We start from the raw sequence: 25,601 nt of genomic DNA, 5'->3' as shown, positions 1-25,601 counted from the left end.
CTCCAGCCCGGTTGGTCGAATCTGGTTTCACATGATCGGTACTCGATGCAACCGAGCCCGGCACGCTGTGCGTGTCCGGGCTCGGTCACCGGCGCTAGAAGCTGCCCCAGCCACCCCAGCCGGGTGGGTTCCACCAATTCCCCCAGCCCCAGCCGCCGTTACCCCAGCCGCCATTCCCCCAGCCGCCGCGACCCCAACCGTCGCCACGACCCCAGCCGCCGCGACCCCAACCATCGCCGCGACCCCAACCGCCGCCGTTACCCCAACCAGGGCTGTCGACGAATTGGGTTGCAGACGTGGGCGTGGTCGCTTGCGCGGTAGGCGCTTGCGCCGCGGATGCGACGACCGGAATCGCAGCAACTGCGGCTATACCGGTGGCAGCCGCCAACCGGGCGAACTTCGTGTGTGAATTCTTTCTCTTGAACATGATAGGGCTCCAGATACAGTCCCGACCTAGTTGAATACTACGCTGTTTCCCCGCACTCCAGAAGTCGCCGCGTTGATGAATTCGTGCGAAAACGGGGGGCGGGGCGTCGACTGATCTCCTGTTCCGAGGCAATTTGCGGGAGAGTTGCGGAGTCAACTCCACGACAAGCGGCCGGCTCTGGAGTCGCTGGGGATCGAGGTACGCGACGACCTCGGCTGACAGCGCCTGCGCGTGCACGCCCGGACAGAAGACAAGCTCTCCTCGGAGCGAAGCCATGGATCACCCGTCGTTGGTCAGGGTCGCGCCCGCGCTGTGCGGGCTGTCGCACCGGTCCGATTCGGCTTCACCAGGGCACGGGGCCGTCCTCGCTGAACATGCCCGCGGTCGGCCCGTCGGCGTCGAGCGTGGCCAGGCGCACCAGAACCGCGGCCCCCTGCGCGACCGTGAGGAACCCGGTGTGATTGTTGCTGTCGGTGTCGACGTAGCCCGGGCAGGCGGCATTCACGAGGAAGCCGTCCTTGCGTAGTTCATTGGCGTAGTTGACGGTCAGCGCGGCCAGCGCGGACTTGGAAGGGCTGTAGGCGGCCGACGGCAGCAACCCCGCGAAGGGGCCGTTCGGGTCGCTGATCAGGGTGAGCGAAGCGGCGTGGCTGCTGACATTCACGATGCGCGGCGCCGACGACCGCCGCAGCAGCGGCAGCATTGCGTTGGTCACCGCGATCACCCCGAAAACGTTGGTCTCGAACACCGTCCGGACCATCTGCAGGTCGACAGTACTGGGCACTTGATCGTAGGCGTCCTGCGGCGAGACCTGCCCGGAGCCGGTGATTCCGGCGTTGTTGATCAGCACGTCGAGCCGTCCGAAACGCTCCGCGATCCGCTTTGCCGCCTCCCCGATGGTGATCGGATCGGTGACGTCCAGGACGATGGCGTGCGCGTCGCCGCCTGACGCGCGCAGTGCCGCCGCTGCCTCCTCTCCGCGCCGCGGATCCCTGGCTCCGAGCAGGACCGTCGTACCCAGCGCGGCGAGCTGTTCGGCGGCCCCACGGCCGATCCCCTTGTTCGCGCCGGTGATCAGCGCAACTGTCTTGTGTGTGGTGGGCCCGCTCATGGTCGGCTCCTCGCCTTCTCGTCGTCTATCGGACGAAAACAAGACGCCGGCGACCCGAGCTCCGTAACAGGACGGTCAGGTGTCGTAGGTCACTGATGGTGCGGTGTCGAAAAGTGGAGGCCGGCCTGCGGGCGGTCGTCGGATCTTCTCGAGTCAGAGCCGGAAGATGCGCGCGCCGACTCCCCATCCGGCGCTGGACCAGTTGGGCCCGAAACAAGCCACCGTGCCCGCCTGTCCGACAGGCAGGTCTTTGCGCGTTGTGTACTGGCCCAAGATCGGCGGATTGGCGGTGAAGTCGTATCCGACGCAGTCGATCTCGAGTCGGTAGCTGCCCGCATCGCCCTGGCAGGTCCCGTTGTAGGACCATGGGCCGTTCATCGATCCTGAGCAGCCGGGCTCGGCGGCAGCCGTTCCGGTAACCATTCCCGTGAGGACGACTGCCACAGCGGGAGCGGCCAGGCACATCGCTATCGCTCGAGCCGAGGTTCGCATATGAACTCCAAAGTGTTGTACGGGCTGAGTCATGGGATCATTCGGCGTTACGCCGCAACACGTTACAGAGTTGCGGTCGGCCCCGAGTTCTGCCGGTAGATCTCGATGCGCCTTCGGAATTCGACGACTGAGCGGCGTGTGGCGCCGGGCATGCGGAGCTCTCGGTGCAACCGGGTCGGCGCCGTCCGTTGTCACCGAGAGCGCCGGCGCGAGTGCCACTTACGGTCGTCGGACTTCGGGCTCGTGGGGACGTCGGGTTCGATGCCTCGGCGGTTCCACGCGAAGCCAGGCCTCCTTCCGCGGCCTCGCGGCGACGGCAGCGGCCTTGGTGTGCGCCAGGCCGGGGCAACGCCGCTGTCCGCGAGCACTCGTTTTCTCAGCTGGAATCCGGTCGGCCGAATCTCGAACAGCGGCGAAACGGCGGGTCGGCGCGAATCGCACCAACGAGATCGCGGCCGCCGTCGACAAGACCCCCGCCGCCGTCCATCAGATCGCCCACCGCGCCCGTCGCCACGTCGAAGCCCGGCGACCGCGCCGTTCGGTCACCCCGCGCGAGGTCGAAGCGGCTTCCGGCGCGCGCTCGAGACCAGGGATCTGCGAGGCCTGCTCGACGTACTCGCACCCGACGTCGTGGCGATCAGCGACGGAGGCGGTATCAAGCAGGCCACACCGCGTCCGATCATCGGTGCGGGCAAGGTGGCCCGTTTCATCGTCGGCGGCCTCACCGGGAACGACGTCGCGCTCACCGTCGAGGCGACCACGGTCAACGGCAGCGCCGCACTGGCTCTGTATGTGGACGGAGAACTCGACGGCGTCATGGCGATGCGCGTCGAGGACACCCACATCACCGGCCTCTACTACGTCCGCAACCCGCAGAAACTGACCCACGTCGATTCCGAAACCCCGCTCACCCTGCGATGAACACCGGTTCAGCGGTGCACCGACTCGGGTGGCCGGTCGTGCTCATCCTGCCTGCGGCACGGCGGGCAGGTCGTCGAGCGCGCCGAGGAGTGGGGTCAGTCGCCGGAGTTCTTCCAGATGGGTGGCGCCGAGGAGGGCCAAGGTTTCCTTGCCTGCCTCGGTCAGCGTGAGGTGGACGACGCGGCGGTCGTTGCTCTGCCCCCGCTTGCGGGCGACGAGACCGAGTTGCTCGGTGCGATCGATCAGTTGCACCACGCTGTGGTGGCGGACGGACAAGTAGCCGGCGATGTCTCCGATGCTGGGACCGTCCAGGGCGGAATGCCCACGGATCGCCAGTAGCAGCTGATGCTGAGTGTCGGTGAGTCCCACTTCGGCTGCCCGACGCTCACTCCAACGCAGGAGCCGGCGAAGCCCGGCCCGGAACGCCAGCAGTCGCGAATACTCCTGGTCGCTGGGATGTTCGGGTGATGGCATCGACTCATGCATCATGAAGTGATACTATCACAGAGTGATATAGAAGTGAGCGGCGATCAGGACGGGCCGCGTTGCGGGACCGATCGCGGGCTGCCCGGCTCGGGAGAGCTTCGATTCGCCACTACGTCTGAAGGGTGGTGGAGAATATGAGTAGTGAAACCATGATGAGTCGGCATCCCGACATCGTGGAGTTGCGGGAGAAGTACGAGCGCGCCTCGGAGGCGCCCGACGCCCAAGCGGTCACCGGCCTGATGTTCCTGACCGGGCTCTACATCGCGATCTCCCCGTGGGTTGTGGGATTCAACGGCTTTTCGACGTTGACCGTCAACAACCTCGTCGTCGGCATCGCCTTGGCGATGCTGGCCCTCGGATTCGCCTCGGTATACGGCCGGACCCACGGCATCGTCTGGGCCGCGCCACTGATCGGCCTGTGGACGATCCTGGCTCCTTGGGTGGTCAGCGGCGACGTTGATACGACATCGACGATCTGGAACAACGTGGTCGCCGGCGCATTCGCGGTACTGCTCGGCCTCGGTTCGATGTTCCTAGGGATGAGCCGGACCGGACGTCTCACCGGAGAGGCGCCTGCCGCGGAGGCGACGCGAACCCAGCGACCGTCCGGGCTCCCGCCGGAGACATCCGCGCGCTGAAACGTAGTTCGGGCCGCAGGCACGCCCGGTATCGAGTCGTTCGGTCGGAAATATTCGCGATCTGAGCCGGCCCGGTTATTGGGTGCGCAAACCCTGCAAATTTCCGCCGTCAGAGCATGCGTTCTTCGCACACTGAAAGGTGTTGGGTCTGGGGTGGCCGAGGGCGCTGGCCACCCCAGACCTGACGCTGCACGCGTGCACCGCGGTCCACGGCGTGCGCGCCGCCTGCTCCGTAGTGACCGGCTCACGAAGCGGCGATCCGCTCCGATGCGCTCACCCGGTCGGGCTTGCGCAGACGGCGGGCACCTTCCCGCTGCCAGGCAGAACGACCGGCGGCGGGCGTTCGCGCGAGTTTTCTGCGAAGGTGTCTGTGTGAAGGTGCTGAGCAGGAACCATGTGACCGTCAGCGGCAAGACCGGTGCACCGGTGGTCGTGCTCGCCCACGGCTTCGGTTGCGACCAGCACATGTGGCGGCTGGTCGTCCCGGTGCTGGAGCGTGACTTCACCGTTGTGCTGTTCGATCACGTGGGTGCGGGCCGCTCGGATCTGTCGGCGTGGAGCCCGCAGCGTTATTCCAGCATGGACGGGTACGTCGAGGATGTGCTTGCGCTGCTTCGCGAACTCGATCTGGGGCCGGTGATCTTCGTCGGGCACTCGGTGAGTGCGACGATGGGAGTGCTCGCCGCCGCCCGCGAGCCCGCGGCCTTCGCCGGACTGGTGTTGGTGGCTCCTTCGCCGTGCTTCATCGACGATCCGGCCACCGGATACCGGGGCGGTTTCAGCGCCGCCGACATCGAGGAACTCCTGGAAGCGCTCGATGCGAACTATCTGGGCTGGTCGGGTGCGATAACGCCGGTGATCATGGGCAACCCCGACCGCCCGGAACTGGCCGAGGAACTCAACAACAGTTTCTGCCGTACCGACCCGGAGATCGCGCGCGTCTTCGCCCGCGTCACCTTCCTCGCCGACAACCGGGCCGATCTCGAGGCGGTGGGTGTACCGACTCTGATACTCCAGTGTTCCGATGACGCTATCGCCCCACTCGAGGTCGGGGCCTTCGTCCACGAGCGGATTCCGGGCAGCAGACTGGTCACGCTGACGGCGACCGGCCACTGTCCCCAGCTCAGTGCTCCGGCGGAGACCGCCGCCGCCATAGCCGCTTTCGCCGCCGAGACCGGATGACGGGCGCCGCGGGCGACCGAGACTGTGGCAGTGCTCTCGGAGCGGGGACTGATGACGACGCGGCATTCGCCGCGTTGCTCGAGGACAGCGCCGAGGACCTGTACGAGAACGCGCCCTGCGGATACCTCTCCACCTCGTTGGACGGTCGCATCGCCAAGGTGAATGCCACACTGCTCGACTGGCTGGGCTGGCGGCGCGACGAACTGGTCGGCCGTAAGCACTTCTCCGACCTGCTCACCGTGGGTGGCCGCCTCTATCACGAGACCCATTTCGCTCCACTGCTGCGCATGCAGGGGCAGATCCGCGGCATCGCCCTGGAGATGAAGACCACCGACGGTCGCCGACTACCCGTCCTGGTGAGCTCGCTGGTCAAAACGGGCAGCCAGGGACAACCGCTACTGATCCGCACCACCATCTTCGATGCCCGTGAGCGCCGCGACTACGAGACCGAGCTGCTGCGGGCACGGCGGGAAGCCGAGCAGGAGCGTGAACGTCTCCAGCGTCTGAACGCCACTCTGCAGACCACACTGCTACCACCCGAACTACCCGAGGTTCCCGGCCTCGAGGTCGCCGCGTACTACCACATCGCCTCCGCCGACGAGGTCGGCGGCGACTTCTACGATCTGTTCCCGATCACCGGCGGCAGTTGGGGGATGTTCTTGGGCGATGTCTGCGGCAAAGGCGCTCCCGCCGCGGCCCTCACCTCCTTGTCCCGCTATACCCTGCGCACGGCCACCGCCTACACCCAGGATCCGGCCGCCGTCCTCGACATGCTCAACACCACGCTCACCGAGCGACACCACGGCCACAATCCACGGTTCTGCACGATCATCTTCGGACTGATCGAGCCCACACCCGATCGCGGGGGTTGCGACATCACCTTGGCAGGCGGCGGGCACCCGCCGGCCCTGCTCTTGCGCTCCGACGGAAGCGTGGAGGAAATGCACACCTGGGGCGGTCAGCTCATCGGGGCGATCCGGCACGCCCAGATCGTCACCAGGAAAGAGCGGCTCGAGGTCGGCGACACGCTTCTTCTCTACACCGACGGGCTGACCGAAGCCCGCACTACGGCGAACGGCGATCGTTACGGCGACCGCGCGCTTCTGGAATTCGCTCATGCGCTGGCGCCGGTCACCGCCTCCGGCGGCATCGAGGCGGTCCGACAACTGCTCGAATCCTTCGGCCCTGGAGTGGAAGACGACACCGCCGTCCTCGCCATCCACGCGCTACCTCCCATCTCAGGGCTCGACGCCCTGATCTCGGCCTGAGGACACCGCGCTCGGGGGTGGCCCGCCGCCACTGGACCCTGCGACCGGACCTCGAACCATCACCTGCTGAAACGTCTCTTCGCGGAGCCGGGAATATGTTGCGGCTTCAATGAGCCGCCATATGGTGGCACAATTCACAACGAACCAATATTCATGTAACCCTGGCGTAACCAGGTTCGCTCGGGGTGGTGAGGAGCGACGCCAGTGCAGAGGCCGAGACGTGATCGAGGCTTACCTCCCGCGGGGACCTACCGTTGCCCGGCGCCGATGCGGTCCGATCCGGCCGACGACCATGCGGGCCCGCGGACGAACCGGCTTCTTCTGAAATCGAGGTGATCATCAAGTGTCGGAAAACCGAACCAAGGTAGTCCGAAGTCTGGTTCCCGCCCGGATGGACCGGCTTCCGTGGACCGGCTTCCACTGGCTCATCGTCGTCGGGCTGGGCGTCTCCTGGATTCTGGACGGAATCGAGATCCAGATCGTCAGCAGCATGGGTGGACCGCTGCAGGATGCCGAAACGCTGCATCTCACCTCCGGTCAGGTCGGCGCGATGGCGTCGTGGTACCTGGCCGGCCAAGTCGTCGGCGCACTCGTCTTCGGCCGCCTCACCGACCGGCTCGGCCGCAAGAAACTGTTCATCCTGACCCTGGCGATCTATCTGATCGGCAGTGGCTTGGCCGGTTTCTCCTGGAATGCGTGGTCGTTGTATTTCTTCCGCTTCATCGCGGGCACCGGAATCGGCGGAGAATACACGGCGATCAATTCGGCGATCGACGAGATCATGCCGTCGAAGTATCGGGGCCGGGTCGACATCGCGATCAACGGCACCTATTGGGGTGGTGCGGCATTGGGGGCGGCAGCCAGTCTGATCCTGTTCAACGAGCGTTTCATCCCGACCGGCTGGGGATGGCGACTCGGATTCTTCATAGGACCCGTTCTCGGGCTCGTCATCATCTTCCTGCGCAGGCACATCCCGGAGAGTCCTCGCTGGCTGCTCACCCATGGGCGGGCCGACGAAGCCGAGCGGACCGTCGACGAGATCGAAGCGCAGGTCCGGAGCCGAGGAATCGAACTCCCCCCGGTCGACCAGAGCAAAGCTCTGGATATCGTGGACACCGATCGGCTCTCCTATGTGCAGATGGGCCGGATATTCTTCGGCCGGTATCCCTCCCGTTCCTTCCTCGGATTCACGATGATGGCCACCCAGGCATTTCTGTACAATGCGATTTTCTTCACGGTCGGCTTGGTGCTGATCAATTTCTACAACGTGCCGGCCCATCACACCGGTTACTATTTCTTCCCCTTCGCGGTCGGCAATCTGATCGGCCCATTGGTGCTCGGCCCGCTCTTCGACAGCATCGGCCGCAGGAAGATGATCTGCGCGACGTACTCGATATCAGGTTTCCTGCTTTTCGTCTCCGCCTGGGCATTCAATGCGGGCATGCTCGACGCCACCACGCAAACTATCTTCTGGTGCGTCATCTTCTTCTTCGCCTCGGCGGGCGCTTCCTCTGCCTATCTCACGGTCAGCGAGATCTTCCCGCTGGAACTGCGCGGACAGGCCATCTCGTTCTTCTTCGCCATCGCGCAGGGCGCCGGTGGGGTGGTCGCCCCGTTCCTGTTCGGGCACCTGGTAGGCGGCGCCGACAACCCGGATCCCGACCGCTTCCCGCTCACGGTGGGGTACCTGATCGGTGCCGGATTCATGATCGTCGGCGGTCTGGTCGCCTGGTTCTTCGGAGTCGATGCCGAAGGGCAGTCGCTGGAGGACATCGCGGACCCACTGTCGGTGGCGAAACCCACCGAAACGGCATCCGACGCGCCCGGCGGCGGCTCGAAAAGCAGCGCCTCGCAGGCTCCGGAAGTCGATGCCGGGCAGAAGCCCGCTTCGGTGGGACAAGTGTCCACGTCCTTGATCAGTGAGCCGATATCCGACGGGCCGTCGAGTATCGATGCAACGAACAGGGATTAGCGAAATGGTGCAGCCGACTCCGTGGCGGACGAGCAAGGATCGACAGGCAGCCGCACCGCGCCGGTCAGCGGAGGGTGCCCGCAAACGCCGAGTCGCCGTCGAGAAACTACGGGCGCTGATGCGGCCGCTGGTGATCTCGCTCCGGGACAACGCGGGCTTCCTGTGTGCCGCGGTGGGGAGCTTGATCACCTTCACTTTGTTGTTCAAGCCGTGGCTCACCACCGGAGGGCCCGATGGCACCATCTGGAGCAATGCCTTCGGCCAGACCCATATCACCACCACGCTCGTCGGCCTCTGGTCGAAGAGTCCGCCGGCGCATTCCAACCTCAGCGGCAAGTGGGCCATTCTCGCCACCATCGCGATCTTCCTCACCGTCCTTGCCGCGGTGATCAATCTCTGGGCCCGCACTGAAGCGCTTGCTCGCTTGACGACCGGTTCCGCGGTGGCGGCGGCGCTCTTCATCGCCTTCACGCTGGTCTATCTGAATGGAAAGGGACCGGAGCTGCGCTCCATGATCGGGTCCGGCCCTCCCACCGATCTCGGGACTCAGGTCGGCTACGTGATCCGATGGGCCTCGGGCAACGGGCAATACCCGCTGCCGGGACTGCGGAAAGTGGAGTTCTCCACCGCGAAACTCACGAGCACCGCGTTGCTGGCGGGCGCGACGGCGATGTTCTCGGCCGTGGCGGCTATCGCGCAATGGGTGCGGCGCATGAAGTTACGCCGTCGCTCCGGCTGAGTTCGGCTCAGCCGGAGCACGGGGCCTGCGGCGGCGTCAGGAGGCCCAGGGTCCGATGCCACCGACTTTATCGATGCGGATCCGGGTGAGGTATCCCGGCGGGGCATCTGCCGGGGGGAACTCGACGTTCGGACCGGCAAGAGTCTTGGCGAGTTCTTCGAGCAGCTCCGGTGCGCCCCCCTCGACGACCCTCGCGGTGCCGGCGATCGAGAGATACGGGCGCATAACCTCACCCCGTTCCGGGGAAAGGATGGTCACCGCGACGCGAGGGTCGCGGCGGACGTTCCGGATCTTCTGATAGACGCCGAGATGGGCGGTGACGAGTTCATCGCCGTCCGGTGTCGGTTGCAATGCCACCCAGACGACCGAAACCTGGGGGCTGCCGTCCGGATTGATGGTCACAAGCGTCGCGTCGGCACCAGGCCCGATGAGTGCGCGGGCGTCGTCATCGAGTTTCATGTGTTGTTCTACCGCTCGGCCGATATTTTCATTCCCGCCCCGGCACTCGCCGAGATCGCGCTCGGAGCAAGCGTTCGGACCTCTCCGGAAACCGACCGGTCGTGTCGGAGGCGGTGCGCCAGGACTACGTGACTACGAAGACTCCCTTGCCCGGTACGTGGGGAGAGTCGGTCGCGATCAGGACTTCCACTCGGCCGAGGCCGGAGGGAATGCCGACCGGTATCCACGAGCCTGCGACGTTCTCCTCGGCCGGGGTGCTGTCGTCGACCCGGATCGGGGGAAGGGTCCCCAGCACGCCCGTATCGGAGTTCCGCCAGGAAACGGTGACCGTGACGCCGCAGGAGCCGCCGGGCCGGCTGGGTGTGAAGACGAACTCCGGGTGGATCCACAGCGTCGGAACACCGGAGTAGTTGCGGTCGGGGTCGTAAAAGGCGGCGATCATGCCGATGCCGGCACCGTCACCGCCGCAGAGCGTTCGCGCAGGGGGGACGCCGAGGGGAAGCGCGGAGGCCGCCGGGGTTATCACACCCGATGCGCCGATCGCCAGAGCCAAGACCGCCACGCCACGCCAGACACTCACCGCTGCTCCCTTCGTCGGAACCCGAACTGTCTGCCCTCTGAGTCGACTCGAGTTCGCCGAATGTTAACGAGAGTGTCCGGCGATCTAGCTGAACGCAGGGAATTCGGCGTAGAAACGCCGGAAATTCGAGGTGAGGGACAGATGGCTTCCTGAAGAGCTGTCGGTGCAGTATCTAGTTAGCAACCGAAAGGGGGCGACGAGCAGACCGGAGACCGATCGGACCACCCTCGCGGGAGATCGTTGCCCCTGGACCGGGCGTCGTCGACCGGCCCAGGAGATCGGTCTCCAGGTCAGCCCGCGGCTGCCGAGCGCAGGTGGGCCGTCTCGGCGATAGCGGCCAATTCCGCGTTGAAGCGGTCGGCGGCTTCGATATTGCCCAGGTGGCCGGTGGGCCACACGTGGTAAGCGGCCAAATGGCCGCTCTCGGCGAGGGCGTCGGCGATGCGGCGCGACATACGTTCGGGCAGCAAGCGGTCGTGCGCACCCGCGATCACCGTGGTGGGCACGGTGAGTGAAGCGGCGGCTTCGGCGAGGTCCATGTCGGCCAGCGCGGCGGCGTGCCTGCCGCGAGTGAGCGGGCGGCAGGAGCGCACGATGCCGAGCGCGAATTCCACTTGGTCGGCGGTGGCGTGCGGAGTCATCACACGCGCCTTGAGCAGCGCGCTGACGGGCCAGCCGCCCGGCAGCGGGACGGGGGCGGTGAGCAGCGTCTCCGCGACGATCATCGGCATCCGCACGGTGGCGCCGAGCACGGTGATCGGCCGGTCCGCCAGCGTCAGCGGCTTGTTCAGCAGTGGAAGCAGATCGGTGTCGTAGCGGATGTTGCCCGAGGAACTATTCAACAGGATTGCGGCGGCGGCCTGCTTGCGCACCTGCTCCGGATAGCGAGCGGCCCACGCCTGCACTGTGATTCCGCCCATGCTGTGGCCGACCAGAACGGCCCGCTGCCCGGGGCGGAGCGTGGCTTTCAGGACCACCGAGAGGTCGTCGGCCAGCGACTCTTTGCTGGGAACCGACCTTCCGAGTTCGCTCGCGCCGTGGCCGCGCTGGTCGTAGCAGACCACGCGATACCGGTCGGCGAACGCGTTGATCTGCGGGTTCCAGTACTCGATGCTGCAACTCCAGCCGTGGATCAGGACGATGACATCGCCCTCGGCGGGACCGTACGCGTGTACTCGCAGGCGAGCGCCGTCCTTGGTGGTGACGGGGATGACCGCGTGTCGGGCGGTGGGCGCGTTCAACGACGCGGTCCGGAAGGTGCGGGACCGCAGTCCGGCACGGTAGTCGGCGGTCAGCGCACCGTTGTGCGCGTCCGCCAGCGTCCTCATCGACTTCGCCAGCATGAGCACTCCTTTGTGTCCACCGTCACCGTACAGTGCAAGCAAAGTGCTTGCTAGTGCTAGCGCTGCACGACGGCATTCCTGGTGTATATCGGGGAGTACCCCCGGAATCGCTACCGCAAAAGATCATTTCGGAATGAACCGTTGCGCGGGGTATCGGACTTGTCGCGGTGCGATGCCAAGATCACGGCATGACCGCCATGCACTTCGCCCCGCCGGTGCCCGTCCTGCGCATGTTCGATGTCGCGCGGGCTTATGAGTTCTACCGGGATTACCTGGGCTTCACGGTCGACTGGGAGCACCGGTTCGGCGCGGAGTTCCCGCTCTATGCCCAGCTCTCCCGGGCCGAGGCGACGCTTCACCTCAGCGAGCACCACGGGGACGGCACGCCGGGCAGCGTCGTGTGGATCGCGGTCGGCGACGTCTTCGCCTGGCATGCCGAGCTGAGCGCCGAGAATTACCGCTATGCCGAACCCGGTCGCCCGGAGGACGGTCCGGGTGGGCCGGGGTTCGAGCTGGTCGACCCGTCCGGCAACGTGCTCCGATTCGCGCAGCCGAAATAGGCGGCGCTACTGTGGCGTCCCCGATCGCCACACGGTTACGGTTGACTTCGTGGACATCGCGCAACCTGCACCCGGCCCCGCGACGGACCTGCGATCCGAGCCGAGGACCGGTTGGCGCGGCATCGGACTTCCCCTCCTCGTCGCGGGAGTCGGCGTAGGCGTCGGCGTGCTGCTGCATGTGCGCGACCCGCACGTCGAAGGCTCCTACGGCACCTGCCCGGTCTACGCGCTGACCGGCTGGTACTGCCCCGGCTGCGGCGGGATGCGCGCCGTGCACAATCTCACCGACGGGCACGTGCTCGATGCCATGCACAGTAACCTGCTCGCGATTCCGCTGGTCCTGGCGTTCGCGGTGTGGGTGACGGACTGGACGCGCCAGGCCTGGCGTGGGCAGAAGATGCGGCTGCCGTCGATCAGCCGGACCACCATGTGGACATTCTTCGCCTTGCTGGCGATCTACACCGTCGTGCGCAATACGCCGTGGGGGACCCTGTTCACACCCGTGTAACACGCCGATGTGGGGGCACCCCCAGGTATGAACGATTCGCTGAAGACCCGGGTGCGGGAGAAATTGCTGCGCCAGCTCATCGAGGATCCGCGGGACACCGAGCACGACGATCCTCGGCAGATCGCCGTGGAAACCGATCTGGACGCGCTGGCGAACGTCGCGGAGGACGATCCGCTCGTCGAGGAACTCGCCGCGCGCTATCTGGTGTTCTGATCGAGCCGCTACGCGCCGCCGTAAGGCGGCAGCTGCGGTAGTCGCTCGGCGAGCAGCCAGCTGTCCCACAGAGGGCGCAGGGACACCAGGCTGTAGTGCCCCGCCAGGTCGGTGAACTCCTCTGTGGTCACCGACGAGTGACGGTAGCGGATAGTCCACTCCCGGAGTAGGTCGAAGAACGTCGAGTCGCCGAGTTCCAGGCGCAGGGCGTGCAGAGTGAGCGCGCCCCGCTTGTAGACGCGATCATCGAACATGCGGTGCGGCCCCGGATCGCCGATGACGATGTCCTGGGGCTCGCGGAACAAATTGTGCCGCGCGGCGCGGGCCAATTGGTCGGCGGTGGGTCCGCCCGCGGCCTCCGACCAGATCCATTCCGCGTAGCAGGCGAAACCTTCGTGCAGCCAGATGTCCCGCCACTGCCGGATGGTCAGGCTGTTGCCGAACCATTGATGGGCCAGCTCGTGCGCGACCAGCCGTTCGGCGCCGCGCCTGCCGTCGCAGTGGTTGGCGCCGAAAACGGAGATACCCTGCGCCTCGATCGGTATCTCCAGCTCGTCGTCGGTGACGACCACGGTGTAGTCCTCGAACGGATAGGGGCCGAACTTCTCGCTGAAAACCTCGAGCATCTGCGGCTGACGAGCGAAATCGTGGTCGAAGTTGGCGCGCAGCCGCGGTGGCAGCACGGCATGCATCGGCACCACGGAGTGCGAGGAACCGATGCGGTGCTTGCGATAGTGACCGATCTGGATGGTTGCCAGGTAGCTCGACATCGGTTCGGGCTGCTCGTACACCCACGTGGTCTGGCTGGCCTTGGTCTGCTTGCGCAGCAGGGTTCCGTTCGCTACCGCGTAGTACGGCGAATCGGTGGTGATCGAAATCCGATAGCTCGCTTTGGAACTCGGGTGGTCGTCGCAGGGGAACCAGGACGCGGCGCCGTTGGGCTGGCTGGCCACGAGCGTGCCTTCGGTGAGTTCTTCCCACCCGACCTCGCCCCACGGCCCGCGCACCGGTTTCGGGGTGCCGCCGTACTGCACCACCAGCGCGAGCACGCCGCCCGCCGGAATCCGCTGCTGCGGCGTGACGATCAATTTGCCGTGTTGATGGGCGAATTTCGCGGCCTTGATCCCGTTGACGGACACCTTCGACACGCTGAGCGCCTGGGCGAGATCGAGCGCGAACCTGGTTCGCACTTCGGTGGTCACCGCGGTGATCGCCGCGCGGCCGGCGAGTCGGTTGGCGGCAACCCGGTAGGCCAGTTCCAGCTCGTACCGGGTGACCCGATACCCCCGGTTGCCGTTCTGCGGGAGGTACTCGTCGATGGGGGCTTCGTAGAACTTGCCCGTCATCAGCGCGCCCCGGGGTCGCCCGTGAACCAGGGCGCGATCGGGTTGCCCCACCAGCGCGTCGAGGCGGGCACCGAATCACCGCGCATGACAAGGGAAGCCGGGCCGATGGTCGCGCCGTCGCCGAGCGCCGAGGCGGGCAGCGCCACGCAGTGCGGACCGAGGGTGGCGCCCGCACCGATGGTGACGGTGTCCATGGCCATGATCCGGTCGTGGAACAGATGGGTCTGCACCACACAGCCGCGTTCCACGGTCGCGCCATCGCCGAGAGTCACCAGGTCCGCCTCCGGTAGCCAGTAGGACTCGCACCATACCCCGCGCCCGATGTGGGCGCCGAGACCGCGAAGCCAGAGGTTCAGGACGGGCGTTCCGGTGGCCGCGCGTGCGAACCACGGGGCGGCAACCGTTTCCACGAAGGTGTCGGAGACCTCGTTGCGCCAGACGAACGAACTCCACAGCGGATGTTCCCCGGTGCGTATCCGCCCCACCAGCAACCATTTGGCGGCTACCGCGCTCGCCCCCGCGACAGCGCCGGCTGCCAGCAGTACCAGCCCGCTGAGCAGCCCTGCGGCCAGATGGCCGAACGTTTGCGCGAGCCAGGCGATGGCGAAAAGCACACCGAGCCCGATCGCGAAGGTCACCAGCACCGGGATCAAGCGACAGGTTTCGACGATGCCGCGGGCTATGCGCAAGCGCGCGGACGGGTCGAAAGTACGCGCGGTATCGGCGTTCTCCGCGGCGCGGCGCAGCCGGACCGGTGGGCTGCCCAGCCAGGACGAGCCGGGCTTCGCCTTGGACGGCGCTGCCGACAGCACCGCGACCAGCCCGTTCTTCGGGACACGGCGGCCGGGCGCGGTCATCCCGGAGTTGCCGAGGAAGGCGCGCTTGCCGACCTTCGCCTCCCCGATGTGCAGCCAGCCGCCGCCGAGTTCGTAACCGGCGATCATGGTGTCGTCGGCGAGGAACGCCCCGTCGGCGACGGTGGTGAACTTCGGCAGCAGCAGCACGGTCGACGCCTCGACGCTCTTACCCACCTTCGCGCCGAGCAAGCGCAGCCACACGGGGGTGAGCAGGCTGGCGTACAGCGGGAACAGGAAGGTACGCGCGGAATCCAGCAGCCGCTCGGTGGCCCATGCCTGCCAGCCCACCCGGCTGCGCACCGGGTGGTAGCCCTCGGTCAGGCCGATGCTCAGCAGCCGGACCGCTATGACGGTCGTCGCGGCGTAGACACCCAGGCTGAGCAGAGTCGCGACGGGAAGCACGGCGAACGCGCGCGCCGCGCCGCCCGCGAGCGTGCGGGTATTGCGAACGAACCAGGCGAGGAACGCGCCACCGGCGCCGATACCGAGAATCGGCACGGCGGCCAATGCCATCGACGTGATCCCGAAGATGCCCACCCAGTGCCGGGCTCGATCGGGCGTGTGCGCGGGCCAGCGGTGCTGGGCCTTGCCGACCTTCACCGCGGGCGAACCGGCCCACTCCTGATCCGCCTTCACCTTGCCCGAAACCGCGGAGCCGGGCGCCACCTCGGCGTTCTTGCCGATCTTCGTGCCGGGCAACAAGATCGAGCGCGAGCCCACCACCGCCCCTGGGCCGATGGTGATCGGGCCGAGACGCACCACGTCGCCGTCGATCCAGTAGCCGGACAGGTCGACTTCCGGCTCCACGCTGCACCCGTCACCGAGTTCGAGCATGCCGGTCACCGGCGGGAGGCTGTGCAGGTCGACACCCTTGCCGATCTTCGCGCCGAGGGCGCGGGCGAACGGCACCATCCAGGGCGCTCCGGACAGGTTCTCGGCGCCGCTGGCCTCGGAGAGACGGACCGCCGCCCACAGCCGCAGATGCACCGAGCCGCCGCGCGGATAGCTGCCCGGCCGGATGCCGCGCAGCAGCAGCCGCGCGCCGGCCACGCAGATCGCCATGCGGCCGGGCGGAGAGATGAACAGCAGGAACGCGACCAGCGTCCACCACCAGGACAGCTGGGGCAGCCAGGGCAGCGAACCCGACCAGGCCGCGATATTGCCGACTATCGCCAGCCAGGTGAACCACTGCAGTCCGGTCAGGGTGGTGAGCGGGATGGTGGCGAGCACCTGCGTCGCTTGCGCGGGCAGCGGCGTCGGCCGCACCGTCCGTTCGGCGACGGCCACCGTGGGCGTGGTCTGCTCCAGCAACTCGGCCAGCGCGCCGAGGCGAGGATGGTCGTAGACGTCGGCGACGGCGATCTGCGGATACCGTTCGCGCAAGGCGCTGACCAGCTGTGCCGCCGCGAGGGAGCCGCCGCCCAGGTCGAAGAAGTCCGCATCGAGATCGCCGGCCTCGGCGCCCAGGATGGCATCCCATAGTCCGGCGACCCACTGCGCGGTGCCGGTCAGGTCGTTGTCGTCGTCGTCTTCGGTGGCATTCGGCAGCGGCCAGGGCAGCGCGTCGCGGTCGACCTTGCCGGAGGTGCGGGTGGGTAGCTCGTCGACCACCGCGAGCCTGGGCACCAGCGGTGCCGGAAGTTGTCCGCCGAGGACGGCGCGGGCGGCCTTGACATCGAAGTCCGGGCCGGGTCCGGTCAGATAGCCGACCAGAAGTTTGTTACCCGCCGTGGTGGTCCGGATGGCTGCCGCGGCGCCCGTGACTCCCGGCAGGTGCTGCAGGGCGTTATCGATTTCACCGAGTTCGATGCGCCGCCCGCCCAGCTTGATCTGATCGTCGGCGCGGCCGAGGAAGATCAGTCCGGCGCTGTCGTTGCGAACCAGGTCGCCGCTGCGGTAGGCCCGCTCCCAGCCGACGGAGGGCAGTGGCGCGTACTTCTCGGCGTCCTTGACCGGGTCGAGATAGCGGGCGAGTCCCACGCCGCCGATCACCAGTTCGCCGGATTCCCCCTCGGCCACCGGATTACCCGCCTGGTCCACGACGACCAGGTCCCAACCGTTGAGCGGCAGGCCGATCCGGATCGGCCACCGGCCGTCCAAGCGCGCGGCGCACGCGACGACCGTGGCTTCGGTGGGGCCGTAGGTGTTCCAGACCTCGCGAGCCGCAGCACCGTTCCCGGCGAGTCGCTCGGCGAGTTCCGGCGGGACGGCCTCGCCGCCGAAGATGAGCAGGCGCACCGCCTCCAACGCCTCCACCGGCCAGGTCGCCGCCAGGGTCGGGACGGTCGAGACCACGCTGATCTCCCGCCGCACCAGCCACGGACCGAGATCGGCTCCGGTGCGCACCAGCTCACGCGGGGCGGGCACCAGGCAGGCGCCGTTGCGCCAGGCCAGCCACATCTCCTCGCAGGACGCGTCGAAAGCGACCGACAGGCCCGCGAGAACCCGGTCACCCGGACCGATCGGGGCGTCGTGGAGGAACAGGTCGGCTTCGGCGTCGACGAAGGCGGCGGCGTTGCGGTGGGTGACGGCAACCCCTTTCGGCGTGCCGGTGGAACCGGAGGTGAAGATGATCCAGGCGTCGTCGCCGGGAGCGGGCAGCGTCGACCAGGTCTGCTCGCGCTGCTGCTCCGCGGCGCGAATGCCCGCGGCCGTGGTCTCGATGCCATCGGCGGTCACGATCGCGGTGACCTGCGCCTCCCCGAAGACCAGCTGCGCGCGCTCGTCCGGGTCGTCGGCGTCGACCGGTACGTAAGCGGCGCTTGCGTAGAGGATGGCGAGGATGGTCACATAGAGCCCGCGGGTGCCCGACGGCATGCGCACGCCGACCCGATCGCCCGGCCGCACGCCCGCCGTGGCGAGACGGGCCATGATCTTCTCGATCTCGACGACCAGTTCCAGATAGGACAGCACGAGGTGACCGTCATCGATGGCGGGGGCGTCGGGATGGGCGAGTGCCGTCGCGGTCAGGATGTCGACGAGCGTCCTGGCCTCCGGCGCGCGATCGCCGCGTGACAACGGGCCCGCCGGCGCGTCGACGTCTGTCTCGAGCATGGTGCTCTGCGCACCTCCCATCGACTTGCCTCACACTTTCCCGTTGTTGTGTCATAGCTGGGTTACCAAAGGGCAAACAGCGCTATGGCCAGCTGTCCACGGTACTCGGGGTTGTCGTCGCTTGTTGTTCACCGGACCGGATGCCGGATCGGCAGGCGCGGTGCGTGTTGTTGCAGGTGGGATAGATATTCGCCACTCCGGCAAGGCAAATTGCTGGTTGGCGACTCGCCTGTCGTGTTCGCCAGAAGATCGCTGAACCGGGGGTGTGATTCGGCTCATCACAGTGATCCCGAACTGGTTCCCGCGAGGGCGCCGACAACGGGGTGCGTGGGGAGGCTGCTCGCTCCGGCCGGTCATGGAGGGAGCCGTAGCGGGCCGCCGCGATCGGGCTCAGCGCGTTCGATACGGATGGCGCCGGAGAAGCTCTGCCTCTACGGAGACGAGCGGGGCGCCGGAGCCGGCGTCGAGTCGCATCGGCGGCGGACCGGCCCGGCGGTAACCGCCGGGCGAACCGAGGCGGGCCCGCCCGAGAGCGGGAGCCGGTTGCCGGCGGGCGTGCGAAATCCCGAGGCGGGCGCGGCTCGCCTGTCGTCGTAGGGGTGCTTGTAATGGCCGACGCGTGGTGGTTATGTCCACGCGGTGCTCGTGGGGACTCGGGCGGAATGTGGTTGACAGCGCCGGGGCGCTTCTGCCACTCTCGGGTCTGGTCACGAGTGCCAGCGCAAAGCCCCGGCTTGCTGGCCGGCAACCCTCCTCCGCGGTGGGGTGCTCCGGGTGACGACCCGGCCGCCGCCCAACCGGGCGCGGCAAGCGCGGACTCGACGAATCATTCGATCGCGGGTCCCTGAGCCGACGGGATTCACGTGATGACTACTGCTGTCGACAACCCCTGTGCCGCCTTCGCCCGGGTATCCGGTGACGAACTGCGTGTGCCGCTGGTGCACGGCGGAACGGCGGCCTACGCCAACTTCGACTACGCCGCGAGCGCGCCCGCATTGACGCAGGTCACCGACCGTATACAGCAGTTGCTGCCGTACTACGCGAGCGTGCACCGCGGCGCGGGCTACGCCTCGCGGATCTCCACCGAGTGCTACGAAGCCGCTCGCGGTTCGGTGTCCCGGTTCCTCGATGCCGCCGACGACCAGGTGGTGGTCTTCACCCGCAACACCACCGACTCGCTGAACCTGCTCGCCTCCTGCGTCCCTGGTGACACCGTGGTGCTCGACATCGAACACCACGCCAACTTCCTGCCATGGACCAGGCGGGGCAGGCGCGTGGTGCAGGCCGCCGACACGGTCGAGGAGACCATCGGCAGGCTGGTCGCCGAACTGTGCAGCAGGCCCGCCGCATTGCTCGCGGTGACCGGCGCATCGAACGTGACCGGCGAGGTGCTTCCGCTGGAGCGGCTGGCCACCATCGCGCATCAGTGCGGCGCCCGGATCCTGGTGGACGCGGCCCAGTTGGCCCCGCATCGGCGGATCAGCCTGCGCGACACCGGAATCGACTACCTGGCGTTCTCCGGACACAAGCTCTACGCGCCGTTCGGCGCGGGTGTGCTGGTGGGCAAGCGGGATTGGCTCGACGCGGCGCAGCCCTACCTGGCGGGCGGCGGCGCGGTGCGCGAGGTGCGCAGCGACGCCGCCGAATGGGCACCCGCTCCGCAGCGGCACGAAGCAGGCTCGCCGAACGTGCTCGGCGCCGCCGCGCTGGCCGCCGCCTGTGACGCGCTCTGTGCCATCGACGCCGAAACCCTTGCCGCGCACGAACACCTGCTCGCCGACCGTCTCCGCGACGGCTTGGCCACGATTCCCGGCGTCCAGCTGTTGCGCATCTGGATCGATAGCCCCGACTCGGTCGGCATCGTCGCCTTCACCCTGGACGATTTCGCCCCCGGCCACGTCGCCGCCTATCTCTCCGCCGAACACGGCATCGGTGTGCGCGACGGACGTTTCTGTGCCCACCCATTGCTCACCCGCCTCGGCTTGGACGGCGCACTGCGCGCCAGCATCGGCCTCGGCACCACCTCCGCCGACGTGGACCGCCTGATCGAGGCGATCGCCACTCTCGCGCGAACGGGCCCCACGTGGAACTATGCCGCCGAGAACGGCGTCTGGAACCCCATCCCCGAAACGCGCCCCTTCACCTCCACCGCCCCCACCGGCGCGGCCCCCTGCCTGGTCGGCTGAAGCCGCGGTTTCCCGATCCGCGCGGGTTGCGAACTCGGGTCAGTCGCTCAGGGCGATCGGTCGGTAGTAGCGCCCGTTGTAGTACAGCAGTGGCGCGGCGGCGGGCTTCTCGTCGGTGTTGTCGTGGACCCGGGTGACCAAGCCGACGACGAAGGTGTGGTCGCCGATGGGGATGAGCTGGTGCACCGTGACGCGCATCCAGATCGGGGTGCCGTGCAGGACCGGTTCGCCGGTGTCCAGGGTGGTCCACAGGGCACGGTCGGTGAAGCGCTCCTGCGCGGTCCGGGAGAACCGGTGAGCCAGGTGCTGCTGGTGTTCGCCGAGGAAATGGATGACGGCCGACTCGGCGTCCAGCATGGCGGACAGGCTGGAGGAGGTGTGCGCGATATTGAACGACACCAGCGGCGGATCCAGCGACAACGAGGCGAAGGAGGTCGCGGTGAAGCCGACGGGCCCTTGCGGCGAAGTCAGCGTGACGACGGTGACGCCGGCCGGATAGTGGCGCATGGAGGCGCGATACTGCTCCGCGGTGATGCCGCTCAGATCATCGGGGATCTGTAGTTCCGTCTCGGGCCGTGGTGCTTCGGTCACCTCACGAACCTACGCCCGGACTCTCCGCCGTGAGGGTGGCGTGGGTCGCACTCGTGCCGGTATCGGGCTCGCCGCGACTATTCCGAGTCAGTCGACGTCGATCGGAAGACCCGCGGTGATCCGCAGCAACTCCGAGAAGGACGTGCGGAAGATGGTGTTCGGATGCCCGCCCGCGGCCCACAGCTCCCGGTGGCGTCCCAGCGCGTTGTCCACCCAGGTGGGCAGGTTGGTCGGGTGACCGACCGGTGCGACGCCGCCGATGGGCTGACCGGTCACCGCCCGCACCGTATCGGCGGGGGCGCGGGTCAGCGTCCCCTCCAGGCGCGCGCCGGTCTTCACCAAGTCGACCTGATGCGCCCCCGAGACCAGCAACAGCACCGGGTCGTCGTCGAGCAGGAACACCAGTGATTTCGTGATCGCCCCCAGGTCGACGCCGAGTGCCCGCGCGGCGTCCGCGGCGGTGTGGGTCGGTTCCGGTTGGGCGACGATGAGACCGTGATGACCCCGGGAGATGAGGGTGTCCGCGACCCGGCAGGCGACCGGTGGCAATGACGACCTGCGCATCTCACCAGGGTAGAGCGATTGCCGTCGGTACGCCGGGCAAGTCGCGCTGCGGGCTCAGTATTCCGGATAGCCCTCGGCGGGCCCGAGCATTCCGGCGATTCGCTCGCGGGTGATCCGCGCCAGTTCACCCGGGTCGCGTGACGAGACCGGTTCGTGCGCAATCGCTTCGAAGGCGCGGTCGACGTCCTGCCCGGACAACGCGAGCAGTTCGGCATCGGCCTTGCTCAGCAGCGCGTCCCGATCCGGATAGGGGCGAGCGTCGGCCAGCGTTGCTGCCCACGTCACGATGCAGCAGCATTCGTAGAGGGCGTGAATCGCGCGGCCGCGCGGCAAACCGTTGAATCGGCCCAGGCCGATTCCCCGATGCATCAGCATGGTGTCCTCCGGAAACCGACAGATGAGGTTTGCTGACTCGACCATGATCCGCTGTATCCCTTGCCGGGAACCAGTGCGCCGTCGCTAGTTTGCACAGGATTTACATATCGCGAGGCTGCACGGCGAATCCTCGCATACCGAGGTCGCGCGGGCCGGAATACCGGCCCGGTGTGGTCTCGATACGCTGTACAAATGACAGATTGGCAGGCTTTCACCGTCGAAACCAAGGATCACGTCGCGCAGGTGACGTTGATCGGCCCCGGTAAGGGCAATGCGATGGGTCCCGATTTCTGGCGCGAGTTGCCGGAGGTGTTCCAGGCGCTGGACGCCGATCCCGAGGTGCGCGCGATCGTGCTGACCGGCTCGGGGAAGCACTTCTCCTACGGTCTGGACCTGCCCGCGATGAGCGGCACGTTCGGTCCGCTGATGGCCGACCGCGCTCTGGCCGCGCCGCGCACCGACTTCCTCACCAGCCTGCGCAAGATGCAGGGCTCGATCACGGCGGTGGCGGACTGCCGCAAGCCGGTGATCGCCGCGGTGTCCGGCTGGTGCATCGGCGGCGGACTGGATCTGATCGCGGCGGCCGACATCCGCTATGCCAGTGCGGAGGCCAAGTTCAGCCTGCGTGAGGCCAAGGTCGCGATCGTCGCCGACGTCGGCTCGCTGCACCGGCTGCCCGGCATCATCAGCGAGGGGCACCTGCGGGAGCTGGCGTACACCGCCAAGGACATCGACGCCGCACGCGCGGAGAAGATCGGCCTGGTCAACGACGTCTTCGCGGATCAGGAGGCGGTGCTGGACGCGGCGCATGCCACCGCGCGCGAGATCGCCGCGAACCCGCCGCTGGTGGTGCAGGGCGTCAAGGACGTGCTGGATCAGCGGCGTAAGGACGAGATCGCGGCGGGCCTGCGCTACGTCTCCGCGTGGAATTCCGCGTTCTTGCCTTCGGAGGACCTCACCGAGGCGATCAAGGCCGTCTTCGAAAAACGCGCGCCCGAATTCCGCGGCCAGTGATACCGGCGGCGCGCCCGTACCCCGGTGAGTGCGCCGTCCGAGCACCCGAGGGTGGGTATCGAGGGTGGGCAAGGTGATTCGCCTCAGGGTTGCCTTGCCATCACCCTAGGGGTGGCTGTGTGAGGCGCCGATCGTCCATATCGTTTGGGACGTCGGAAATTTCGCCTCGCATTCAGGAGCAAGAACAATGCGTATCAAGTCTTTCCTCGCCGCTGGTCTGCTGGCCACCGCAGCCGTCGCCGGGGTGTCGACGGCTGCTTCGGCCTCGGCCGCGCCGGTTTACCAGGAGGTCGCCTACGGCGGCACCTACGTCGGGACCTACGCCACGCTGTACGCCTGCCGGGCCGACGGCGAGTCGCCGAGCACCGGCGGCTACTACTGGGAGTGCATCGAGTCCTGGGACGGCTGGGACCTGTACATCTACTACTGAGCCACCTGACGCCGAGAAGGGGCATCCGGTTTCCGGGTGTCCCTTTTCATCTTTCGTGCCAGGAAAGCAGAGCGGGGAGTCCGTACCTACCGGACTCCCCGCTTTCGTTGTGCCCGAGGGCTTTCAGTGCCCGCCCTGGTCCTTCAGGCGCTGGATGGACGCCTCCACCTCGGCCTCGGCCTCGGCCCGCCCGACCCATTCCGAACCCTTGACGAACTTGCCGGGCTCCAGGTCCTTGTAGCGCTCGAAGAAGTGCTTGATCGCGGCCAGTTCGAACTCCGGCACATCCTTCAGATCTTGGATGTGGTCCCAGCGCGGGTCGCCCGCGGGCACGCAGAGGACCTTGTCGTCGCCGCCCGCTTCGTCGGTCATCTTGTACATCGCGACCGGACGGGCTTCCACGATCACGCCGGGGAACACCGAATCGGGCAGCAGGACCAGCGCGTCCAGCGGGTCACCGTCCTCGCCGAGGGTGTTCTCGATGTAGCCGTAGTCGGCGGGATAGACCATGGACGTGTACAGGAACCGGTCGAGCCGGACCCGGCCGGTCTCGTGATCGACTTCGTACTTGTTCCGGGAACCCTTGGGGATCTCGATGGTGACGTCGAACTCCACGCCATCTCCTTCGTGCATCGGTGCCGAGTTCGGCGACTCGGCTGCTTTTCGGCGACTGCCGACTCGGCCGCTGCGGAGTGTGCCGACTCGCCAGGTTGTTCGGGGGAACGGTTGCGCAACGAGGATAGTGTGGGCGTCGGGGATATGGGTGCGGCAGGCGGCTGCTGCGGGAATCGGTCAGGAGAGCGGCGGCGACGTGTTTGGTGGCAACGAGAACATCGGTGGGCTGGCCGCCCGGCGGCGTCGCAACAGGTGGATCTGGATCTCGAGCGCGGTGGTCGTCCTGATCGTCGCTGCCGCCGTGGCACTGCTCGCGGTGCGGCCGTGGACCGACGAGTTCCGGCACGGCGGTCTGACCATCGCCGCCCCGCCCGCTCCGGTCGCACCGTCCCCGCAGATCGGTCCGGCCCGGTCCACCGATTCCGCGCCGAGCCCCGCGAAGATCGCCGCCGCGCTCGCTCCGGTGATCGCCAATCCGGATCTCGGCGCGTTCGCCGGCCAGGTGACCGACGCCGACAGCGGGATGGTGCTGTGGAGCGGCGACGCGAACCGGCCGATGATCCCGTCGTCCACCGCGAAGATCCTCACCGGCGCCGCGGCCCTGCTCACGCTGCCCGCCGAGCATCGGGTGACCACGAAGGTGGTCGCGGGTTCGGCGCCGAACGAACTGGTGCTGGTCGGCGGCGGCGATCCGACGCTCACCGCGCAACCGGACGGCAAGGGGTACTACCCGAACGGGCCGCGTATGTCCGACCTGGTCACGCAGATCAAGACGGCGGGACGTCCGGTGGACACGATCGTCGTCGACACCTCGGCCTACACCGGGCCCACCATGGCGCAGGGCTGGGACCCGGTGGACATCCCCGAAGGCTCCATCGCCCCGATCGAGCCGGTGATGATCGACGGCGGCCGCTTGCAACCGCTCGTCGAGTACTCGCCGCGCACCGCCACGCCCGCTCTCGACGCGGGGCGGCGACTGGCCGCCGATCTGGGGCTGGACCCGGCCAGAGTGCGCGCGGGCGTCGCGCCCGCCGGTGCGGCCGAGATCGCCTCCGTGCGCTCGGCGCCGCTGCGCGACCGGTTGCGCGACATGATGGTGCACTCCGACAACGTGCTGGCCGAGACGATCGGACGGGAGATCTCCACGGCCACCGGCGGCGACGCGTCGTTCACCGGCGGGGTCACCGCGGTGCGCGCGGCGCTGAGCAAGGCCGGTTTCGATCTGTCCGGCCTGGATATGCACGACAGCAGTGGGCTTTCGGTGGACGACCGGATTCCCGCGCGGTTGCTCGACCGGGTCGTGGCGACCGCGGCCGAGCCCACCGGCGCCACGGCCGTGCAACCGGCCGGCACCAAGGCCAAGCCGGAGAACGACCAGGTCGCGGCCACCTTGGCGCCGATGCTCGACGATCTGCCGGTCGCGGGCGCCACGGGCTCACTGACCAGCCGCTACGTCGCCCGGGACCGTCAGGGCGCGGGCTGGGTACGGGCCAAGACCGGAACTCTGTCGGTGTCCAGCGCGTTGGTCGGGTATGTGCTGGACGCCGACGGGCGGGTGCTGACCTTCGCTCTGATGTCGAACGATCGACCGCCGGAGGCGAGCAGGCCCGCGTTGGACGCGATCGCAGGCACGCTGCGAAACTGTGGATGCTCCTGACGGGTGGTTGATC

25 protein-coding genes and 1 riboswitch are annotated in these 25,601 nt (G+C 67.6%); of the genes, 13 read left to right on the top strand and 12 right to left on the bottom strand.

From position 1 onward, the window contains the following. Positions 1 to 770: 770 nt before the first annotated feature. Both ACFU5M_RS17215 and ACFU5M_RS17210 read right to left on the bottom strand, forming a co-directional pair. The gene (locus tag ACFU5M_RS17215; RefSeq protein ID WP_379049900.1) at positions 771 to 1,538 is read right to left on the bottom strand and encodes an SDR family oxidoreductase; all 768 of its coding nucleotides are present in this window, start codon (positions 1,536 to 1,538) and stop codon (positions 771 to 773) included. 153 nt (positions 1,539 to 1,691) lie between these two features. Next, positions 1,692 to 1,916: a hypothetical protein gene (locus ACFU5M_RS17210; protein ID WP_379049897.1), complete on the bottom strand. Its 225-nt coding sequence runs from the start codon at positions 1,914 to 1,916 to the stop codon at positions 1,692 to 1,694. 744 nt (positions 1,917 to 2,660) lie between these two features. Here ACFU5M_RS17210 and ACFU5M_RS17205 point away from each other — a divergent pair. Beyond that, a complete protein-coding gene (locus tag ACFU5M_RS17205; protein WP_379049895.1) occupies positions 2,661 to 2,951 on the top strand; it encodes a hypothetical protein in 291 nt (96 codons plus the stop codon). 42 nt (positions 2,952 to 2,993) lie between these two features. Here ACFU5M_RS17205 and ACFU5M_RS17200 read toward each other — a convergent pair whose 3' ends face one another. Continuing rightward, positions 2,994 to 3,440 carry a MarR family winged helix-turn-helix transcriptional regulator gene (locus tag ACFU5M_RS17200; RefSeq protein ID WP_379049892.1) on the bottom strand — a complete coding sequence of 149 codons (447 nt, stop codon included), beginning with the start codon at positions 3,438 to 3,440 and terminating at the stop codon, positions 2,994 to 2,996. A gap of 131 nt (positions 3,441 to 3,571) precedes the next feature. Between ACFU5M_RS17200 and ACFU5M_RS17195 the strand changes: the two genes are divergently transcribed. The 5 genes from ACFU5M_RS17195 (at position 3,572) to ACFU5M_RS17175 (ending at position 9,236) form a co-directional block, all read left to right on the top strand. Then, positions 3,572 to 4,075 (top strand): SPW repeat protein, encoded by a 504-nt coding sequence (locus ACFU5M_RS17195; RefSeq protein ID WP_379049889.1) that lies wholly within the window; start codon positions 3,572 to 3,574, stop codon positions 4,073 to 4,075. A gap of 372 nt (positions 4,076 to 4,447) precedes the next feature. Continuing rightward, positions 4,448 to 5,257, top strand: coding sequence for an alpha/beta fold hydrolase (locus ACFU5M_RS17190; protein ID WP_379049886.1), 810 nt, complete (start codon positions 4,448 to 4,450; stop codon positions 5,255 to 5,257). Next, positions 5,254 to 6,525, top strand: a complete 1,272-nt coding sequence (locus ACFU5M_RS17185; RefSeq protein WP_379049883.1) for a PP2C family protein-serine/threonine phosphatase — start codon at positions 5,254 to 5,256, stop codon at positions 6,523 to 6,525. The genes ACFU5M_RS17190 and ACFU5M_RS17185 overlap by 4 nt, the downstream gene beginning before the upstream one ends. A gap of 343 nt (positions 6,526 to 6,868) precedes the next feature. After that, a complete protein-coding gene (locus ACFU5M_RS17180) occupies positions 6,869 to 8,497 on the top strand; it encodes an MFS transporter (RefSeq protein WP_379049880.1) in 1,629 nt (542 codons plus the stop codon). A 118-nt stretch (positions 8,498 to 8,615) separates the two neighbouring features. Beyond that, entirely contained in the window at positions 8,616 to 9,236 is a 621-nt protein-coding gene (locus ACFU5M_RS17175; protein WP_379049878.1) for a hypothetical protein, read from the top strand. Between the two features lie 36 nt (positions 9,237 to 9,272). On the opposite strand, the gene ACFU5M_RS17170 is transcribed toward ACFU5M_RS17175, so the two are convergent. The 3 genes from ACFU5M_RS17170 to ACFU5M_RS17160 form a co-directional block, all read right to left on the bottom strand. Continuing rightward, complete coding sequence (locus ACFU5M_RS17170; RefSeq protein ID WP_379049875.1) at positions 9,273 to 9,695, bottom strand: PPOX class F420-dependent oxidoreductase; 423 nt, start codon at positions 9,693 to 9,695, stop codon at positions 9,273 to 9,275. A gap of 124 nt (positions 9,696 to 9,819) precedes the next feature. Continuing rightward, on the bottom strand, positions 9,820 to 10,275 hold the full coding sequence (locus ACFU5M_RS17165; RefSeq protein WP_379049872.1) for a hypothetical protein: 456 nt from the start codon (positions 10,273 to 10,275) through the stop codon (positions 9,820 to 9,822). Positions 10,276 to 10,565: 290 nt separating this feature from the next. Further along, positions 10,566 to 11,618 (bottom strand): alpha/beta fold hydrolase, encoded by a 1,053-nt coding sequence (locus ACFU5M_RS17160; protein WP_379049870.1) that lies wholly within the window; start codon positions 11,616 to 11,618, stop codon positions 10,566 to 10,568. A gap of 188 nt (positions 11,619 to 11,806) precedes the next feature. Between ACFU5M_RS17160 and ACFU5M_RS17155 the strand changes: the two genes are divergently transcribed. Genes ACFU5M_RS17155 through ACFU5M_RS17145 form a run of 3 tightly spaced genes read left to right on the top strand, consistent with a single transcriptional unit; the run spans position 11,807 to position 12,899 of the window. Beyond that, positions 11,807 to 12,178 carry a glyoxalase superfamily protein gene (locus tag ACFU5M_RS17155; protein WP_379049867.1) on the top strand — a complete coding sequence of 124 codons (372 nt, stop codon included), beginning with the start codon at positions 11,807 to 11,809 and terminating at the stop codon, positions 12,176 to 12,178. Positions 12,179 to 12,227: 49 nt separating this feature from the next. After that, complete coding sequence (locus ACFU5M_RS17150) at positions 12,228 to 12,686, top strand: DUF2752 domain-containing protein (RefSeq protein ID WP_379049865.1); 459 nt, start codon at positions 12,228 to 12,230, stop codon at positions 12,684 to 12,686. A 27-nt stretch (positions 12,687 to 12,713) separates the two neighbouring features. Continuing rightward, positions 12,714 to 12,899 (top strand): hypothetical protein, encoded by a 186-nt coding sequence (locus tag ACFU5M_RS17145; protein WP_379049863.1) that lies wholly within the window; start codon positions 12,714 to 12,716, stop codon positions 12,897 to 12,899. An 8-nt stretch (positions 12,900 to 12,907) separates the two neighbouring features. Here ACFU5M_RS17145 and ACFU5M_RS17140 read toward each other — a convergent pair whose 3' ends face one another. Beyond that, positions 12,908 to 14,245 (bottom strand): M1 family metallopeptidase, encoded by a 1,338-nt coding sequence (locus ACFU5M_RS17140; protein WP_379049859.1) that lies wholly within the window; start codon positions 14,243 to 14,245, stop codon positions 12,908 to 12,910. Continuing rightward, positions 14,245 to 18,156 carry a Pls/PosA family non-ribosomal peptide synthetase gene (locus ACFU5M_RS17135; protein WP_379049857.1) on the bottom strand — a complete coding sequence of 1,304 codons (3,912 nt, stop codon included), beginning with the start codon at positions 18,154 to 18,156 and terminating at the stop codon, positions 14,245 to 14,247. The genes ACFU5M_RS17140 and ACFU5M_RS17135 overlap by 1 nt, the downstream gene beginning before the upstream one ends. Positions 18,157 to 18,861: 705 nt before the next feature. Then, positions 18,862 to 18,975, top strand: a riboswitch (SAM riboswitch). Positions 18,976 to 19,022: 47 nt separating this feature from the next. Here ACFU5M_RS17135 and ACFU5M_RS17130 point away from each other — a divergent pair. Next, on the top strand, positions 19,023 to 20,342 hold the full coding sequence (locus ACFU5M_RS17130; RefSeq protein WP_379049854.1) for an aminotransferase class V-fold PLP-dependent enzyme: 1,320 nt from the start codon (positions 19,023 to 19,025) through the stop codon (positions 20,340 to 20,342). 39 nt (positions 20,343 to 20,381) lie between these two features. Here ACFU5M_RS17130 and ACFU5M_RS17125 read toward each other — a convergent pair whose 3' ends face one another. The 3 genes from ACFU5M_RS17125 to ACFU5M_RS17115 form a co-directional block, all read right to left on the bottom strand. Beyond that, on the bottom strand, positions 20,382 to 20,933 hold the full coding sequence (locus tag ACFU5M_RS17125) for a flavin reductase family protein (RefSeq protein WP_379049852.1): 552 nt from the start codon (positions 20,931 to 20,933) through the stop codon (positions 20,382 to 20,384). Positions 20,934 to 21,020: 87 nt separating this feature from the next. Then, complete coding sequence (locus ACFU5M_RS17120; RefSeq protein WP_379049849.1) at positions 21,021 to 21,497, bottom strand: YbaK/EbsC family protein; 477 nt, start codon at positions 21,495 to 21,497, stop codon at positions 21,021 to 21,023. Between the two features lie 54 nt (positions 21,498 to 21,551). Further along, the gene (locus tag ACFU5M_RS17115) at positions 21,552 to 21,866 is read right to left on the bottom strand and encodes a 2-oxo-4-hydroxy-4-carboxy-5-ureidoimidazoline decarboxylase (protein WP_379049928.1); all 315 of its coding nucleotides are present in this window, start codon (positions 21,864 to 21,866) and stop codon (positions 21,552 to 21,554) included. Positions 21,867 to 22,064: 198 nt separating this feature from the next. On the opposite strand from ACFU5M_RS17115, the gene ACFU5M_RS17110 reads away from it, so the two are divergent. Then, positions 22,065 to 22,886, top strand: a complete 822-nt coding sequence (locus ACFU5M_RS17110) for a crotonase/enoyl-CoA hydratase family protein (protein WP_379049846.1) — start codon at positions 22,065 to 22,067, stop codon at positions 22,884 to 22,886. Between the two features lie 187 nt (positions 22,887 to 23,073). After that, the gene (locus ACFU5M_RS17105) at positions 23,074 to 23,316 is read left to right on the top strand and encodes a hypothetical protein (protein WP_379049843.1); all 243 of its coding nucleotides are present in this window, start codon (positions 23,074 to 23,076) and stop codon (positions 23,314 to 23,316) included. A 123-nt stretch (positions 23,317 to 23,439) separates the two neighbouring features. Here the strand turns inward: ACFU5M_RS17105 and ACFU5M_RS17100 are convergent, their stop codons facing one another. Continuing rightward, the gene (locus ACFU5M_RS17100; RefSeq protein ID WP_379049841.1) at positions 23,440 to 23,931 is read right to left on the bottom strand and encodes an inorganic diphosphatase; all 492 of its coding nucleotides are present in this window, start codon (positions 23,929 to 23,931) and stop codon (positions 23,440 to 23,442) included. Between the two features lie 217 nt (positions 23,932 to 24,148). Between ACFU5M_RS17100 and dacB the strand changes: the two genes are divergently transcribed. After that, positions 24,149 to 25,588, top strand: a complete 1,440-nt coding sequence (gene dacB / locus ACFU5M_RS17095) for a D-alanyl-D-alanine carboxypeptidase/D-alanyl-D-alanine-endopeptidase (RefSeq protein ID WP_379049925.1) — start codon at positions 24,149 to 24,151, stop codon at positions 25,586 to 25,588. Positions 25,589 to 25,601: the final 13 nt, after the last annotated feature.

The organism is Nocardia sp. NPDC057455 (genome assembly GCF_042802775.1).
Taxonomy (GTDB): Bacteria; Actinomycetota; Actinomycetes; order Mycobacteriales; family Mycobacteriaceae; genus Nocardia.
Note: the sequence above shows the minus strand (reverse complement) of the source record. Positions and strands in the feature narration are given on the sequence as shown.

Excerpts from the sequence above, each read along its gene's own strand:
- ACFU5M_RS17215 (WP_379049900.1), bottom strand. The coding sequence starts at position 1,538 with ATGAGCGGGCCCACCACACACAAGACAGTTGCGCTGATCACCGGCGCG.
- ACFU5M_RS17210 (WP_379049897.1), bottom strand. The coding sequence starts at position 1,916 with ATGAACGGCCCATGGTCCTACAACGGGACCTGCCAGGGCGATGCGGGC.
- ACFU5M_RS17200 (WP_379049892.1), bottom strand. The coding sequence starts at position 3,440 with ATGATGCATGAGTCGATGCCATCACCCGAACATCCCAGCGACCAGGAG.
- ACFU5M_RS17195 (WP_379049889.1), top strand. The coding sequence starts at position 3,572 with ATGAGTAGTGAAACCATGATGAGTCGGCATCCCGACATCGTGGAGTTG.
- ACFU5M_RS17185 (WP_379049883.1), top strand. The coding sequence starts at position 5,254 with ATGACGGGCGCCGCGGGCGACCGAGACTGTGGCAGTGCTCTCGGAGCG.
- ACFU5M_RS17175 (WP_379049878.1), top strand. The coding sequence starts at position 8,616 with ATGCGGCCGCTGGTGATCTCGCTCCGGGACAACGCGGGCTTCCTGTGT.
- ACFU5M_RS17170 (WP_379049875.1), bottom strand. The coding sequence starts at position 9,695 with ATGAAACTCGATGACGACGCCCGCGCACTCATCGGGCCTGGTGCCGAC.
- ACFU5M_RS17160 (WP_379049870.1), bottom strand. The coding sequence starts at position 11,618 with ATGCTGGCGAAGTCGATGAGGACGCTGGCGGACGCGCACAACGGTGCG.
- ACFU5M_RS17155 (WP_379049867.1), top strand. The coding sequence starts at position 11,807 with ATGACCGCCATGCACTTCGCCCCGCCGGTGCCCGTCCTGCGCATGTTC.
- ACFU5M_RS17145 (WP_379049863.1), top strand. The coding sequence starts at position 12,714 with ATGAACGATTCGCTGAAGACCCGGGTGCGGGAGAAATTGCTGCGCCAG.
- ACFU5M_RS17140 (WP_379049859.1), bottom strand. The coding sequence starts at position 14,245 with ATGACGGGCAAGTTCTACGAAGCCCCCATCGACGAGTACCTCCCGCAG.
- ACFU5M_RS17135 (WP_379049857.1), bottom strand. The coding sequence starts at position 18,156 with ATGCTCGAGACAGACGTCGACGCGCCGGCGGGCCCGTTGTCACGCGGC.
- ACFU5M_RS17130 (WP_379049854.1), top strand. The coding sequence starts at position 19,023 with ATGACTACTGCTGTCGACAACCCCTGTGCCGCCTTCGCCCGGGTATCC.
- ACFU5M_RS17120 (WP_379049849.1), bottom strand. The coding sequence starts at position 21,497 with ATGCGCAGGTCGTCATTGCCACCGGTCGCCTGCCGGGTCGCGGACACC.
- ACFU5M_RS17115 (WP_379049928.1), bottom strand. The coding sequence starts at position 21,866 with ATGCATCGGGGAATCGGCCTGGGCCGATTCAACGGTTTGCCGCGCGGC.
- ACFU5M_RS17110 (WP_379049846.1), top strand. The coding sequence starts at position 22,065 with ATGACAGATTGGCAGGCTTTCACCGTCGAAACCAAGGATCACGTCGCG.
- ACFU5M_RS17105 (WP_379049843.1), top strand. The coding sequence starts at position 23,074 with ATGCGTATCAAGTCTTTCCTCGCCGCTGGTCTGCTGGCCACCGCAGCC.